The following is a 13,620-nucleotide window of genomic DNA, read 5'->3' as shown; positions in this document are numbered from 1 at the left end:
GCCTCACTCATGTGAAAAATAGAGCCTATTGTCATAATAGGCTCTGCTATTTAGCCGGCTCTATACTGAAAAACGGATAGAACGATACGGAACCCTATATGACGATTAAAAGCGCAGTGTTAACAACATCAAGATCGCTATCCATAGCAATATCAACATCACTAGCCAGTGTCGTGCTCGCTGGTTGTGGAGGTAAAAACATCAATACACCCGCAGGCGTATCACAAACCGGTAGCAATAGTGATCAGCAGCTTGCACCTGCTAGTCAGTTTGACTTGAGCCACTGGTACCTTACCGTGCCCCTTGATGACGATGATGATCACGTTTCTGACGTTTATGATGTAGCTAAGCTAAAGACCTATTCTCATCCAGATTTTTTCTACCTCAATGAACAAAATCATATGGTTTTCGCTACACCGAATCGCGCGGCGACTGAGCGCACTTCAACCAATACACGCAGTGAATTGCGTTATATGTTTCGCGGCGAAGACTTGTCTATTGCGGAAGGAGCACCGAATAACAATTTTGCTTTGGCCGCGCATAAAAACGCACAGCAGTTTGCAGCAATTGGCGGCAGGTTAGACGCCACCTTGCACGTTGATCACGTGGCAATCAATGCAGGCTATCCTAACAAGCCACCAGCGTATTCAGTAGTAATAGGCCAAGTACATGCTTTTCAGCTCGATGATAACAAGCAAAGAGATGGGTATGGCTGGGGTAACGAACCCTTAAAAATTTCCTACAAAAAGTGGCCCAATCATAAAACAGGCTCAGTGTTCTGGACCTATGAACGAAATCTCGCCACAAAAGATCCCAAGCGTATCGATATCGCATACCCAGTGTGGGGTAATAATTGGGATAACCCCGCAGACCCCGGTGACAAGGGGATAGCGTTAGGTGAGGAATTCAGCTACACAATAAACATTTTTGAAAATGTAATGCATCTTGTATTCACCAGCGCTAACCACCCCAAGGTTCATCATCAAATTAACTTAGCGAATAATATCGATGCCAAAGGTGACGTAGACGATTCGGATTATCCCTACGCTTACCAAGACGAAACACTTTACTTCAAAGCTGGAGCGTATAACCAATGCAGCACCAAGCAGAACGACCCTAGCTTTCGCTATCCAGCTTGTGCAGGCACTGGGGACTGGGAAACAGACTTCGCAAACGGCGACTACACAAAGGTGACATTTTCAGCTTTGATTGCCGCCCCAGCTACCCCTATGTCCAGCTCAGTGGCTGTACAAAACTGATTTAAAAAGAACAAAACCAGGAGTATAAACAAAATGTCTAACGTGCCTAACAGCCGCTTATCCTTATTTTTATTGCTATTCGCACTCATGTCGTTTTCACAATTAAGTCGTGCTGCACTGGTTGAAAATATCGAGCAGTTTAACAAAGCAGCAGCCTCCGTAGGCCCTGGCGATGAAATCGTGCTGGCAAACGGTACATGGAATAACGTTGAACTGGTGCTTAAAGGCAAAGGACAAGCAGATAAGCCCATCACGCTAAAAGCGCAAACCCCAGGTAAAGTCATCATTACAGGGCAATCTAACTTGGCTTTTTCAGGTGAATATATCGTTGTTTCCGGCCTAGTATTTAAAGACGGCGCCACACCAACAGGAGAAGTCATTTCATTTCGCACTTCCAACGAAGATGTAGCCAATCACTCTCGCGTGACCAATACAGTGATTGATAATTTCAGCACAGATTTACGCCAAATGTCTGATTTATGGGTTGCTATGTATGGGAAACACAACCGCTTTGACCATAACTCATTGGTTAACAAGCGTAATCGCGGTGTCACGCTAGCAGTAAGAATGAATTCTGAAGCCAGTCGTAAGAATCACCATATTATTGAGTATAACTACTTTGGCCCAAGACAAATTCTCGGTGCCAACGGCGGCGAAACACTGCGTATTGGCACTAGCCATTTTTCTCGTGAGTATTCAAACACCACAGCGCAGTTCAACTACTTTGATCGCACAAATGGCGAGCACGAAATTATCTCAAATAAATCCAGTGGTAACTCTCTTATCAACAACGTTTTCTTTGAAACCCAAGGTACATTAACTATGCGCCACGGGCATTTCACCACAGTAGAAGGCAACTATTTCCTTGGAAATCGCAAACCGAATACGGGTGGCATCCGCATCATTAATGAAAGCCAATCGGTAAGTAATAACTACATGTATGGCCTAACCGGCAAACGTTTACGTGGAGCCTTAGTGATAATGAACGGCGTACCTAATTCACCACCAAACCGCTACGACCCGGTAATTGATTCAGCGATGAACAACAATATCGTGATCGACAGCGACCACATAGAGCTTGGTGCAGGAGCTGATGCCGAGCGCTCTGCTCCACCGACTACATCTGAATTTAAAGGCAACATCATTCTGGGCAAAACGAATCTTGACCCCTTTACCTTATACGATGATATGTCAGGGATTAATTTTGAAGGTAACTACCTGAACGAAGAAGCCAGTACCCCAATCAAAAACGGGTTTGCCAGCACGCCTTACTCGGTAACAACAAACCAGTATGGCTTAAAGTCTCCTGACAAAGCATTGCTTGAAAAAATTGGGTTTGGCGAAGTAAAGCTGCCGGTAACCAAGGAGGAAGTTGGTGCTGACTTTTATCCAAAAAATGAAACCGTTATTGCCTTTCAAAGTGGCAAGCATATCAAGGTTGAGCCTGGTACTGATACCTTAATAAGCGCCTTAGCAGCAAGCCACCCTGGTGATGTTTTGGTGCTACAAAACGGCGGCGAATATTTGCTAACTAAGTTTGCCGAAATCCACCACCCCATTACTATCATGGCGAAAAAAGGCCAAAAACCCCTTATCCGCTCGCAAAAGCCTAACTTCATCAACATTGAAAATGGCGGTGCCCTAGAAGTAGAAAATCTCTGGTTTGATGGTGCTGAATCACCAGATTACAAAGGGAACACCATCATTAGCACGAGCGGGTATTCGATGAATATCAATTACAACTTGGCTGTGCGCAACGTAAAAGTCACTGACCTTGACGTCAATGGGTATTTTTACTTTTTCAAAGCAAACCCAGGCACCTTTGCTGACTCCATTGAGATTGTTGATTCAGAATTTAGCAATATCACCGGCGCCATATTACAGCTAAACCGAGAAGTAGATGATTTAGGCGTGTATAGCGTAGAAAACCTGCTCATTTCCGGTAACACCTTCACTGATGTAAAAGAAGAAGTGGTGACTGTCTATCGAGGTGGCACTGATGAAAGCACCTTTGGCCCCATGGTTACAGTGAAAGACAACACGCTGACCAATGTAGGTAAAGGCCCTACTCATAGATCAGCGGCTTCTATGTATTTCCATGGTGTGCAAAAACTAAATATATCGAATACGAACTGGAATGACAGCGCCCCCTTAACGCTTTATTTAACCAACGGTGATCCCGTTACGGTTATTGAAAATGTTGAAATGAAAAATACTGACAAAATTCAAGCGAATAACGATGATTATCAAAGCACTAACGTGACCTATGACTAGTCGTTAAACTCACAGAATTTGAGGCATACGGCCGAATGATCATTCACCCTATGCCTCGCTACCATTAATAAAAACATAGAGATCTAGAAATGCTAGAAACGACGAAACTAACCGGAAAAAATGTACTTGTTACCGCTGGTGCTCAAGGCATTGGCGAAGCGATCAGTAAGCACCTTATAGATAATGGAGCAAACATAGCAATTCACTATTTCTCAAGTTCAGACACCGCAAATGCATTGCTTGAGTATGCAACGAATAAAGGTGTAAAAGCGGTGGCAGTTAAGGGAGATCTGACCGATGAAGCTCAGGCCCATACCCTTATTGAAAAAACGGTTAATACCTTAGGGTCGCTAGATATATTGATAAACAATGCAGGCTCTTTGGTGGCACGCCGCTCGCTAAACGATATGGACGCCGAGTTTTGGCACAAGGTCATGGATATAAACCTAACCTCCATGATGTTTGTCACCCGAGCGGCGGCACCTTACTTAGCAAAAAATGACAATAGCAGCATCGTCAATTTAGCGTCTCTTGCAGGTCGCAAGGGGGGGCATGCAGGTTCGCTAGCTTACTCCACCAGCAAGGGGGCGATTCTTACTTTGACGCGCGCACTAAGCGCTGAGTTAGGAGCACAAGGAACGCGAGTGAATGCCGTTGCTCCTGGGCTGATTTTAGGGACCTCATTTCACAATACCCACACCACTAAAGAGTCAGCAGCGCAAACCATTGCCGGTATTCCTATTCAACGAGCAGGAAATGCAGATGATGTTGCCCGCGCAGTGGTTTATTTAGCATCAGAATATGATGGCTTCATCACAGGCGCCACGCTGGATATTAATGGTGGCGTTTACAACATGTAAGCGCCTTGTGGGCATTTTGAAACGAGTAAAAATATGCTTAAAACAGCGGTAATACACCCTACTATTTTAGAGGCGCTTGGGCGTTCTGGTCACTTCGCGCAAGTTGTCATCGCGGATGGTAATTTGCCCGTGGGCGCCATGACGGGGCCAAACTCAACTCTAGTGCATTTAAATTTTCGCCCTGGCATGTTAGATGCGCTAAGCGTTCTAGAGGGCATTCTTGAAGTATGCCCTATTCAAGGGGCTATCGTGATGGAAAAGCCTTTAGAGGCAAATGCAGAAATTCATACCGCTTACCAAGCATTATTGGGTGATGTGAGCTGGGAAACCATGGAGCGTTGGGCGTTTTACGACAAAATTCGTGATCCAGCGACCACGCTAATCATTCAAACCGGTGAACAGCGCCGATTTGCCAATCTCATTCTAACGGTGGGCGTGGTGAAAATGACGCAAGAAAGCAATTTTTAAAGCACATCATTTTTGAATAACGCTAAACAGGCTAAAGAGTCTGTAAACGGAAAAACTAAGTTTATTTTTGGGGAACCCAAATGTCAGCATTAATAAGAGCAATATTGAGTTTTGGGCCAGGCTTTTTTGCCATCGGCTATACGATAGGCACAGGCAGCGTGACTGCGATGATCGTGGCAGGCAGTACATTTGGCATGCAGTTGCTATGGGTCTTGTTACTTAGCTGCTTGTTTTCCGGTGTGTTGATTTATGCCTACGGGAATTTCGCGCTAGTCACAGGCGAAACCGCACTCTACAGTTTTAAAAAACATCTTAAATTTGGTAAGCCCATCGCCATTTTAATCATCATTGGGGTCAGTTTTGGGCAGTGGAATTCCCTCATGGGAATTTTGGGTATTTCAGCCAATATCATCTTTGAAATGATTGCGATGTACTTCCCTGCAGTGGTGCCACACAAATATGGTGTAGTGCTTGGGATTGCTGTCACTGTCATCAGTATCATGTACTCAATCATGCTGATTGGTAAGTACTCCCTGTTCGAGAAAATATTGGTCATATTTGTTTCTTGCATGGGCTTATCGTTTGTTTTGTCGTTGTTTGTTGTACACCCTATGCCGATTGAAGTGGCCAGAGGGTTAATGCCGGTTATCCCTGATGTGCCAGGTGGTAAGATGATGGTCGCCGCTTTTGTCGGTACCACAATGGCAGCGGCTACCTTTCTTTCCCGCCCCTTGTTTATTCAAGGAAAGGGCTGGACCGTAAAAGACAGAGCACAGCAAAAGAAAGACGCGATTGTCGCCGCTATCTTGGTGTTTATTATCAGTGGCTCTGTTATGGCAGTTGCTGCGGGTTCGTTATATCACGAAGGGAAACGTATCACCGATGTGCTTGATATGGTTAACGCCCTTGAACCAATAGCAGGCAAAGGGGCCTTAACTGTATTCTTTTTTGGCACCTTAGCCGCAGGGTTGTCTTCTGTATTCCCTTGCATGTTGATTGCGCCTTTACTGATAGAAGACTACCGTTCCGGTAAGTTGGATACTAAGTCAAAGCAATTCCGCATCATTACCGGTATCGCGGCGTTATTTTCGCTCACCATCCCCGTATTTGGCTTCAACCCTATTCAAGGGCAAATATTAAGCCAAGTATTCAATGTATTCGTACTGCCTTTGGTAATCTTGGGTATTATATTGATGGTTAACAAGAAGAAATTAATGGCCGAACATGCCGCAGGTTATCTGCTCAATATCGTATTAGGTTTAGCGTTTATGTTTTCAATCTTGATTTCATTTAACGGTATTCTAGGCCTTCTAGAATAATAAAGGTAAAGGATAAAACATGATTTTAATAGTTGCAGGGGTTTCAGGCACAGGTAAGTCAACCATAGGCAAGATGCTTGCTGAAACACTCGACTTGCCATTTTATGATGCCGATGACTTTCACCCTGAGGCCAATGTGCAAAAAATGCAAAGTGGCCAGCCCCTGAATGATCAAGACCGTCAACCCTGGCTAGAAATCTTAGCCAACGAACTGAGTACGTGGGAAAAGCAAGGTGGTGCTGTACTTGCGTGCTCAGCACTAAAGGCAGCCTATCGAGAAACCTTAGCCACTCAATGCCACAACAAGGTTGAGTGGATTATTCTTCATGGCTCTAAAGCTTTACTTAGCGAGCGTTTGGCCGCCCGTAAAGGGCACTTTTTCGAGCCTAAACTACTCGACTCTCAGTTAAGTACACTGGAACTACCCATTGATGCCCATGTGGTAGACGTACAGTCGCCACCAAACGTTATTGTTGAATCGATTATCACGCGCTTAGAAATCGCTTAAATCTTCTGCTTAACAGCTTAGCGGTTTTAAAAAAGGAGTACCAAAAGTGAAACCCACAAAAATAGGCTTTATCGCCATTAGCTTCCTGACACTTGCTGGTTGCAACGCAACCCATAACAATAGTGAAAAAAGCCTGTTAGTCCCTGCTGACAAGTTCGATTTAACCCATTGGAAAATCACCATCCCTACGGATAACAACAATGATGGGAAAGTCGATGGCATCAGCGCCAAAGAAATACAAACCTTTCAACACCCTGATTTCTTTTATCTAAATGAAGAGGGCAACATGGTGTTTGCCACTCCAAATAAAGCCTTTACCACGCCTAATTCAAGCAATACCCGCAGTGAGTTGCATCACGTGGTAGGCGGCATGAATAGTAAAAAAGACGGCTTTGCTAACAACTTTGCACTACAAGCTAACAAAGATGCAGAGCAGTACGGACAAATAGGCGGTAACCTGCAAGCAACGCTTGCTGTTAACCACGTCGCCAAACGCGCAAAATATCCGAGTAAGCCCCCGGCGTTCTCAGTAGTGGTTGGGCAGATTCACGCAACTAAAGACAAAAAACGCGTGGCCCAAGGAAATGGCTACGGGTATGGAAACGAGCCGTTAAAAATCTACTATAAAAAATGGCCTGAGCATAAATACGGTTCAGTCTTTTGGAATTACGAACGTAATCTAGCCAAAGAAGACCCAAACAGGCAGGATATCAGCTACTCGGTATGGGGAACACCTTGGGATGAAACCTCCGCGCCTGGGGAGCAAGGTATCGCACTTGATGAACCCTTTAGCTATGAAGTGAACGTGTATCAAAACACCATGTATCTCACTTTCACCAGTGAACGCCTAGGTACTAAACAGTTCGAGATAAATTTAGCGAACAACGTCGATGCTAACGGTCAAGTTGATATACTAGACCACCCAAATGGTTATACGGGGGATGCTAACTTCTTTAAAGCCGGCGCATACGATCAGTGCAGCATTAAAGACGATCCGGGTATGTGGTACCCAGCGTGTTTGGGAACGGGCGACTGGAAAGTAGACAAAGAAAACGGCGATTATGCTCAAGTGACCTTTTCACGCTTGGTGACTGGCCCAGCTAAAGCTCCGCAACAATAAAACTCATATTAAAGCCATCAAACCGAAGGGTAATACACTTTGATTTGATGGCCTTTAATGGCGTTATTACCTTTAATGGCAATAAATGTGGCTGTAACTGATTAGGTATTGCCTGGGTAACATTCTAATATCGACATACCTGATGTTGATTCATATTCAAATTCTCTGACCCCAGCTGGACAGAAGAAGCGCTCCCACTGCTTAAGCTCAACCACCTCATCACCGATACGTAACGTACCCGAACCTTGGGTGACCACCCCAAAGAAAAAGGCTTCCTCTTCCCGACTAAATATGCCACTTACGCTTGCTCGCCTGATGGTAAAGCAAGAGGTGTCCTGTGCTCCAATAAGCTCCTCTAATGTATTCCCTTGGGCATCAGTGTTAAGTACCTTGGGATGACAGCGAAACTCTGCATCAACCTGCTCTGGGGGGACCGGGCTAAAATCAAACACATCTAATGCGGTTTCTATTCCTTGGTTCATAAAACGAGCAGGCTCTGGAATAACATACCCACAACGCTCGAACTCGAACCTAACAGCAAGATCAGAGGGCTCCATGATTTCTAGCATCAATATCCCCTCGCCCAAGGCGTGCGGACGACCACCTGGAATAAGAAACACATCACCGGGCTTAACTGCAATACGATCAAAACAAGCCTCAATGGATGAAATATCTTGGGTTTCAATCCACTCTTTTAATTGCTCGCGACTCGGTGGTCGCTGAAAGCCAGCATAAATGTACGGCTCGCTTACCTCTTCTCGGGTTTCTAGGATGACGTAGGCTTCAGTTTTCCCCCTCGGTAACCCAAGTCGCTGTTGGGCAAATTCCCGCGTGGGGTGCGCCTGAAAATGCAAACGGGTCGCGCTATCAAGGTATTTAACCAAAGGGATGTCTTCCAACGTGCGTGCTTTGTCGCCTTCATGGCCTAAAAAATAGCCTTGGTTTTGCTTAAGCAAATCACGAAATGCGACAAGCTGCCCCTCGTCAGTGGGCACCATAGCTAAGCCTTCACTGATATGCTCGCGGCCCACATTACGCGCCTCAACCGTGGAGCCAATCCAATCTTCTGGAAAGCTTGAGTCTTCAGGATTACTCTTTTTTTCAATCGTATCGAGGAGCTTTCCTCCCTGATAGGTTCGCCACACTCGGTTAGCGGTAAACTTAATAATGTGCTTCATTGTTGTATATTTCCATGGCTGCTAGCGCAGCGTTGAAAGACGCTACTACCGCTTTAAAGCGGTGAAGCTATCGTCTATTACATTGACATTTTTTCCCATTGTCGGCTTACACTTTATACAGCCTGTAAGGTTGACAAAATTCCAGTGAGACTCATGTAACTCATGATCAATGCGAAGGCAAAAATCAGAATCAAAAGCGCATTAGTCAAGGCTGAAAATTGATGTTCTCCCATCAAACTCTTTTTATTTCCGATATAAAAAATACACCCTACGGTGGCAGGTAAAACCAATGCACCGAAGGCTTGTGAGCTGACCATGACAGCAATGGGCTTGGCATTAAAAATGGGTACAATTAACCCTAGACAGGAAATCACCAGCGCCATGATCCGATAACTGGGCCTTTTCAAATCCGATTTACGTTGGTGAAAGTCATCCAACAGCCAAGGCAATAAAGCCACATTGGGGAATTGGGATGACACACCCGCTGCAATCAATCCTATTGTGAAAATAGCGACCGCGGCTGCGCCAGCTAAAGGCTCTAAAAGATTAATCATCTGGGTGACATGAACCAAAGTGATCCCCTGCACATACAGCGAGCCTGCTGCTGCGGCCATGATGGATGTGCTGACAATAAACATCAGAAACGCCGAGAATAACGCGTCCCTGTTTTGTGTTTTTAAGTCAGCCATTGTCCAGCCGGCTTCTTTTACTAATATGGTGCGTAGAATAAATAACCCAGAGAAAACCGTTGTGCCCACCATAGACGCAATGACCAAAAATGAGTTTTTACCTGGGCCTGTTTCTGGCACATTAGGCACCATACCCTTGAGTATGTCTAAAGCTGGAGGCATTAAAATGGCGAAGTTAATCAAAAAACACAAGGCCATGATGGCCACAAAAGCCGCCAAAACTTTTTCAAATACTTCGGTTTTTCCGATCAAGAAGATAACGTACACAAATACGATAAAAAACAGCGCAAAATAAAGCTGAGAAATGCCACCCTCTATAAACGTTTTTGACCATTCGTAACACACATCAGCCAATATCCCCATCACGCCAATGACACTGCCGCAGATTTGCGTTGTTAGCGCTACAATGAAGAAAATACTCACACTTGGATGTATGTGCTGTCGAAAAGACTGCAGGGCCGTAAGGCCGGTGACTAAGGTAAACTTACCAAATAATTGAATCAGAAAATACGTGATCGCGCAGGAGATAAAAATGGTCCACAGCAATGACATGCCATAGTCAGCCCCGGCTTTAGCCATGGCGGTGACACTACCTGTGCCAACCGTAAACCCAAACAGGAAGATACCGGGTAGTAATGATGCAAAAAACGTCTTTAGATTATTCATGAGTACCACATCTTATTTTTATTAGAACAATGACGGTAAATGACGAATTGAATCTTCCCCTAACCGATACCATTCGTACGCATACATAGGACTAAAACACAGGTGTGAGGCGCAAGTGCAACACCCGAAACACCTGTGAGTTAATGAATGTCGCTATTTAAGTGCCGATAAAGCGCGAATAACACCACGCACTTCTGCTAAGCCCTTCATACGACCAATTCCCGAATAGCCCGGGTTCACCGCCTTACCGATGTCGCCCATCATTTGATGACCGTGGTCAGGGCGAATAAAAATCCCTTGCTCGTCGGGGTTTGACGCGCTGCGGCGTGTTTCTTCATCGAGTAATGCTTTCACCACTTGGATCATGTCAATATCACTATCTAAATGACTGGCCTCAAAAAACGAACGTTGCTCGCTCGGATCTCGGCTAACCCCACGCAAATGCGAAAAATGAATACGCGGTCCAAATTGCTTAGCCATAGCAGGCAAGTCATTGTCGGGGCGGCTACTATAAGTCCCCACACACAAAGTAATACCGTTCGATGGACTTGGCAGCGCATCAAATAGAATGTTTAAATCATCAGCAGTACAGATAATTCTTGGCAGCCCCAACATGTCTCTAGGGGGATCATCAGGATGGATCGCGAGTTTTACGCCCAGCGCTTCGGCTTGGGGTAAAACGCTAGATAAGAACGCGAACAGATTCTTGCGCAAGACATCACTGCTCACATCTTTATAGTTCGCTAACATATTGCGGAAATCATCTAACCCATAACTGTCTGTCATTTTGCCCGGTAAACCGGCAATGATGTTGTTAGTCAGTTTGGTTTTTTCTTCTTCTGACATATCCGTAAAAATAGCTTTCGCTTCGTCTATTTCATCAGCCGAATATTCAGCTTCAGCGTTGTCACGTTGTAAAATAAACAAATCGAAAGCGGCAAACTTCTTCTGATCAAACCGCAGCGCATAGGCACCACTAGGTAACTTGAAGTTTAAGTCAGTGCGCGTCCAATCAATAACAGGCATGAAGTTATAGCAAATGGTTTTTATCCCGCACTTAGCAAGGTTTTCCATTGACGTTATCCAATTCTGCACATATTTTTCATGTCCTGGGCGCGCTAATTTGATGTCCTCATGCACAGGAATACTTTCGACCACACTCCAGGTTAAGGGTGTTAACCCTGGCTCACATTCTTCAATCAACGCCTTATGTCGGCGAATGGCGTCAATGTCCCACACCTCACCAGTCGGAATGGTATGCAGTGCACTGACCACGTCAGTAGCACCCGTTTGTCTTATTTCATCTATGGTTACGGGATCATTAGGCCCAAACCATCTCCAGGATTCACGCATGGTTTTTCTCAGTTTTGTAATTAAAATTGATCATTAAAAATGCTGCTCAATTGCTTGTTCCACCCCTATGTCATTGATGACACAATGGTATTGATGTATTGAAGCCATGAAATCAGCATGCTCAAAAAAGCGGAATTTGTTTGCACCAGCCAAGGCCAAAAAGACCTTCGCATCTGACGATTGGCCCGATGAGGAACAGCGAACAAAATCCGCTTTTAACGGGTCGTTAAGATCGTCATTCACTAACGCCTTGTGGATAAAGTGCACCCATGCCGCCACCGCGAAGGCTAAGTAATTCGCATCTCTATCTTGTTCAAGTGCGGCGTCAATACTTGGGAACCAACGTTGCTGAATCTTTTGTGAGCTATCGGTACCCACTTGCAGCGCTGCATAGGGCAAGTTTGCGTTTCGAAAACGCGCAAACACTTGCGCGATGTAAGTTTCGGCGTCGATAACCGCAGGGACTAGCGTGACTGGCATGACATCATTTTTGAGCGCCTGCTCGGTAAAACGCGCCAATGAAGAACGTCGAAGAGCGTCATGAATAAAGCGATCTCCTGCTAAATAGCCGAGGGCTGCGAGCATAGAATGTCCAGCATTTAGAAAGCGTAATTTCACTCGCTCAAAAGGAGCAATGTCTTCAACAAATAGTGCTCCAGCCTTATCAAACGCCGGACGAGCACCTGCAAACCTATCTTCGATAATCCACTGGCTGAATGGCTCAGTGGCAACAGGCGCGGTATCTACAACACCTAATGCTTGAGTGACTTTATCTTTCAACGTGTCACTGGTTGCCGGTGTGACCCTGTCAACCATAGATGCGCTAAACGCCACATTCGCGTTGACCCACGGTAACGTTTCAGGGCTATGCTCAGCCAAAAGCAGTCGAACCCCTTCTTTTAAACACTCTCCCCCGCCATTCATGTTGTCACAGCACAAAACTGTGATGGGTAAGTCACCCAGAGAGCTTCTTTTTATTAGCCCGGCGGCAAGATAACCATAGGTGGTTTTAGGTAACGAAATTGACCTAAGATCATAAGAAATATCATCACACTCGACGTCAATTACTCCGTCTTTGAGGTAGTAACCTTTCTCAGTGATCGTTGTTGTAACGAGTTGCGTTTGTTGATCTGCTAACAGCTCTATCACCGCTTCAGGATCTTCTGGGCCAACCAATAGATTTAACATCGAACCAATAACGCGATAATCCGTTTCTTGCTCCCCCAAGATGGCTAATGTGTATAAACAGTCCTGCGGGGCAAGTTTATCGCGCATGGATGACGAGCGAAGCGATACACCGGTTATCCCCCACTGGGTTTCCCCTTGATTCAATAATGTGTCGCAATATACCGCCTGATGAGCACGATGAAAGTTGCCCGCACCAAAATGCACTATGCTCGATGTCAAATCACAAGAGCCATACTCAGGCGTGCAAACAGCTGAGTTAATCTTATTTAGCGAGGTGATTTTTAAGCGTTCTAATTTCATTCCTTTTCACCTTTGAGCTTGCGCGGTGCTTCCGCTTTACAGATTACATTTTTAAAATTGTTAACTAACCAACTTAGCGATAAAGCGGCTCAGGAAATTAATCGATTTATAGACTAAAGTCATATTCATGTATTACCAATACCATGTTTACCCCTAAGCATGTTAATAAAATAATTATGACCATTTCAACTTTGTTAAACAACTAATAGCTTATAACTAAAAAATAAACCGCACTATTTTCCACAAGAACAGAGAAATATCAGATGTGTTAACCACCAAACAAATTATAGGCAAGTAATTGTTATCAAAGGAATTTAATGCACTACAATTACTAGCACACTCCGCTGGTAATATACAGTTAAGAATATTGGCATTACCAAAACAAACCAACTCAGAGCTTTACAACCAGATTAAAGGTTGACCAATTTGTTTTTTTGG

General features: G+C 44.8%; 11 protein-coding genes. 7 read left to right on the top strand and 4 right to left on the bottom strand.

Annotated elements, in window-relative coordinates; translation table 11 throughout:
- Positions 1 to 98: 98 nt before the first annotated feature.
- From FX988_RS16230 to FX988_RS16200, 7 genes are all read left to right on the top strand, one after another.
- The gene (locus FX988_RS16230) at positions 99 to 1,259 is read left to right on the top strand and encodes a polysaccharide lyase family 7 protein (RefSeq protein WP_160181156.1); all 1,161 of its coding nucleotides are present in this window, start codon (positions 99 to 101) and stop codon (positions 1,257 to 1,259) included.
- 33 nt (positions 1,260 to 1,292) lie between these two features.
- A complete protein-coding gene (locus FX988_RS16225) occupies positions 1,293 to 3,533 on the top strand; it encodes a polysaccharide lyase 6 family protein (protein ID WP_160181155.1) in 2,241 nt (746 codons plus the stop codon).
- Between the two features lie 89 nt (positions 3,534 to 3,622).
- Entirely contained in the window at positions 3,623 to 4,393 is a 771-nt protein-coding gene (locus FX988_RS16220; RefSeq protein WP_160181154.1) for an SDR family NAD(P)-dependent oxidoreductase, read from the top strand.
- A gap of 33 nt (positions 4,394 to 4,426) precedes the next feature.
- Positions 4,427 to 4,861 carry an RbsD/FucU domain-containing protein gene (locus tag FX988_RS16215; RefSeq protein ID WP_160181153.1) on the top strand — a complete coding sequence of 145 codons (435 nt, stop codon included), beginning with the start codon at positions 4,427 to 4,429 and terminating at the stop codon, positions 4,859 to 4,861.
- Positions 4,862 to 4,941: 80 nt separating this feature from the next.
- Positions 4,942 to 6,180 (top strand): NRAMP family divalent metal transporter, encoded by a 1,239-nt coding sequence (locus tag FX988_RS16210; RefSeq protein ID WP_160181152.1) that lies wholly within the window; start codon positions 4,942 to 4,944, stop codon positions 6,178 to 6,180.
- Positions 6,181 to 6,199: 19 nt separating this feature from the next.
- Entirely contained in the window at positions 6,200 to 6,688 is a 489-nt protein-coding gene (locus FX988_RS16205; RefSeq protein ID WP_160181151.1) for a gluconokinase, read from the top strand.
- A 46-nt stretch (positions 6,689 to 6,734) separates the two neighbouring features.
- A complete protein-coding gene (locus FX988_RS16200) occupies positions 6,735 to 7,808 on the top strand; it encodes a polysaccharide lyase family 7 protein (protein ID WP_160181150.1) in 1,074 nt (357 codons plus the stop codon).
- Between the two features lie 101 nt (positions 7,809 to 7,909).
- Here FX988_RS16200 and FX988_RS16195 read toward each other — a convergent pair whose 3' ends face one another.
- The 4 genes from FX988_RS16195 to FX988_RS16180 all read right to left on the bottom strand — a co-directional run bounded on the left by FX988_RS16195 (position 7,910) and on the right by FX988_RS16180 (position 13,182).
- Positions 7,910 to 8,986 carry a class I mannose-6-phosphate isomerase gene (locus FX988_RS16195; protein WP_160181149.1) on the bottom strand — a complete coding sequence of 359 codons (1,077 nt, stop codon included), beginning with the start codon at positions 8,984 to 8,986 and terminating at the stop codon, positions 7,910 to 7,912.
- A gap of 113 nt (positions 8,987 to 9,099) precedes the next feature.
- Positions 9,100 to 10,341, bottom strand: coding sequence for an Nramp family divalent metal transporter (locus FX988_RS16190; protein ID WP_160181148.1), 1,242 nt, complete (start codon positions 10,339 to 10,341; stop codon positions 9,100 to 9,102).
- A 153-nt stretch (positions 10,342 to 10,494) separates the two neighbouring features.
- Positions 10,495 to 11,694: a mannonate dehydratase gene (gene uxuA / locus FX988_RS16185; protein WP_160181147.1), complete on the bottom strand. Its 1,200-nt coding sequence runs from the start codon at positions 11,692 to 11,694 to the stop codon at positions 10,495 to 10,497.
- 33 nt (positions 11,695 to 11,727) lie between these two features.
- On the bottom strand, positions 11,728 to 13,182 hold the full coding sequence (locus FX988_RS16180; RefSeq protein ID WP_160181146.1) for a mannitol dehydrogenase family protein: 1,455 nt from the start codon (positions 13,180 to 13,182) through the stop codon (positions 11,728 to 11,730).
- Between the last annotated feature and the right edge of the window lie 438 nt (positions 13,183 to 13,620).

The sequence above is a fragment of the Paraglaciecola mesophila genome, assembly GCF_009906955.1.
In the GTDB taxonomy this organism is placed as follows: domain Bacteria; phylum Pseudomonadota; class Gammaproteobacteria; order Enterobacterales; family Alteromonadaceae; genus Paraglaciecola; species Paraglaciecola mesophila_A.
Note: the sequence above shows the minus strand (reverse complement) of the source record. Positions and strands in the feature narration are given on the sequence as shown.

Bases quoted from the DNA above. Each gene is read 5' to 3' on its own strand.
- FX988_RS16230 (WP_160181156.1), top strand. From the start codon at position 99: ATGACGATTAAAAGCGCAGTGTTAACAACATCAAGATCGCTATCCATA.
- FX988_RS16225 (WP_160181155.1), top strand. From the start codon at position 1,293: ATGTCTAACGTGCCTAACAGCCGCTTATCCTTATTTTTATTGCTATTC.
- FX988_RS16220 (WP_160181154.1), top strand. From the start codon at position 3,623: ATGCTAGAAACGACGAAACTAACCGGAAAAAATGTACTTGTTACCGCT.
- FX988_RS16215 (WP_160181153.1), top strand. From the start codon at position 4,427: ATGCTTAAAACAGCGGTAATACACCCTACTATTTTAGAGGCGCTTGGG.
- FX988_RS16210 (WP_160181152.1), top strand. From the start codon at position 4,942: ATGTCAGCATTAATAAGAGCAATATTGAGTTTTGGGCCAGGCTTTTTT.
- FX988_RS16205 (WP_160181151.1), top strand. From the start codon at position 6,200: ATGATTTTAATAGTTGCAGGGGTTTCAGGCACAGGTAAGTCAACCATA.
- FX988_RS16195 (WP_160181149.1), bottom strand. From the start codon at position 8,986: ATGAAGCACATTATTAAGTTTACCGCTAACCGAGTGTGGCGAACCTAT.
- FX988_RS16190 (WP_160181148.1), bottom strand. From the start codon at position 10,341: ATGAATAATCTAAAGACGTTTTTTGCATCATTACTACCCGGTATCTTC.
- uxuA (WP_160181147.1), bottom strand. From the start codon at position 11,694: ATGCGTGAATCCTGGAGATGGTTTGGGCCTAATGATCCCGTAACCATA.
- FX988_RS16180 (WP_160181146.1), bottom strand. From the start codon at position 13,182: ATGAAATTAGAACGCTTAAAAATCACCTCGCTAAATAAGATTAACTCA.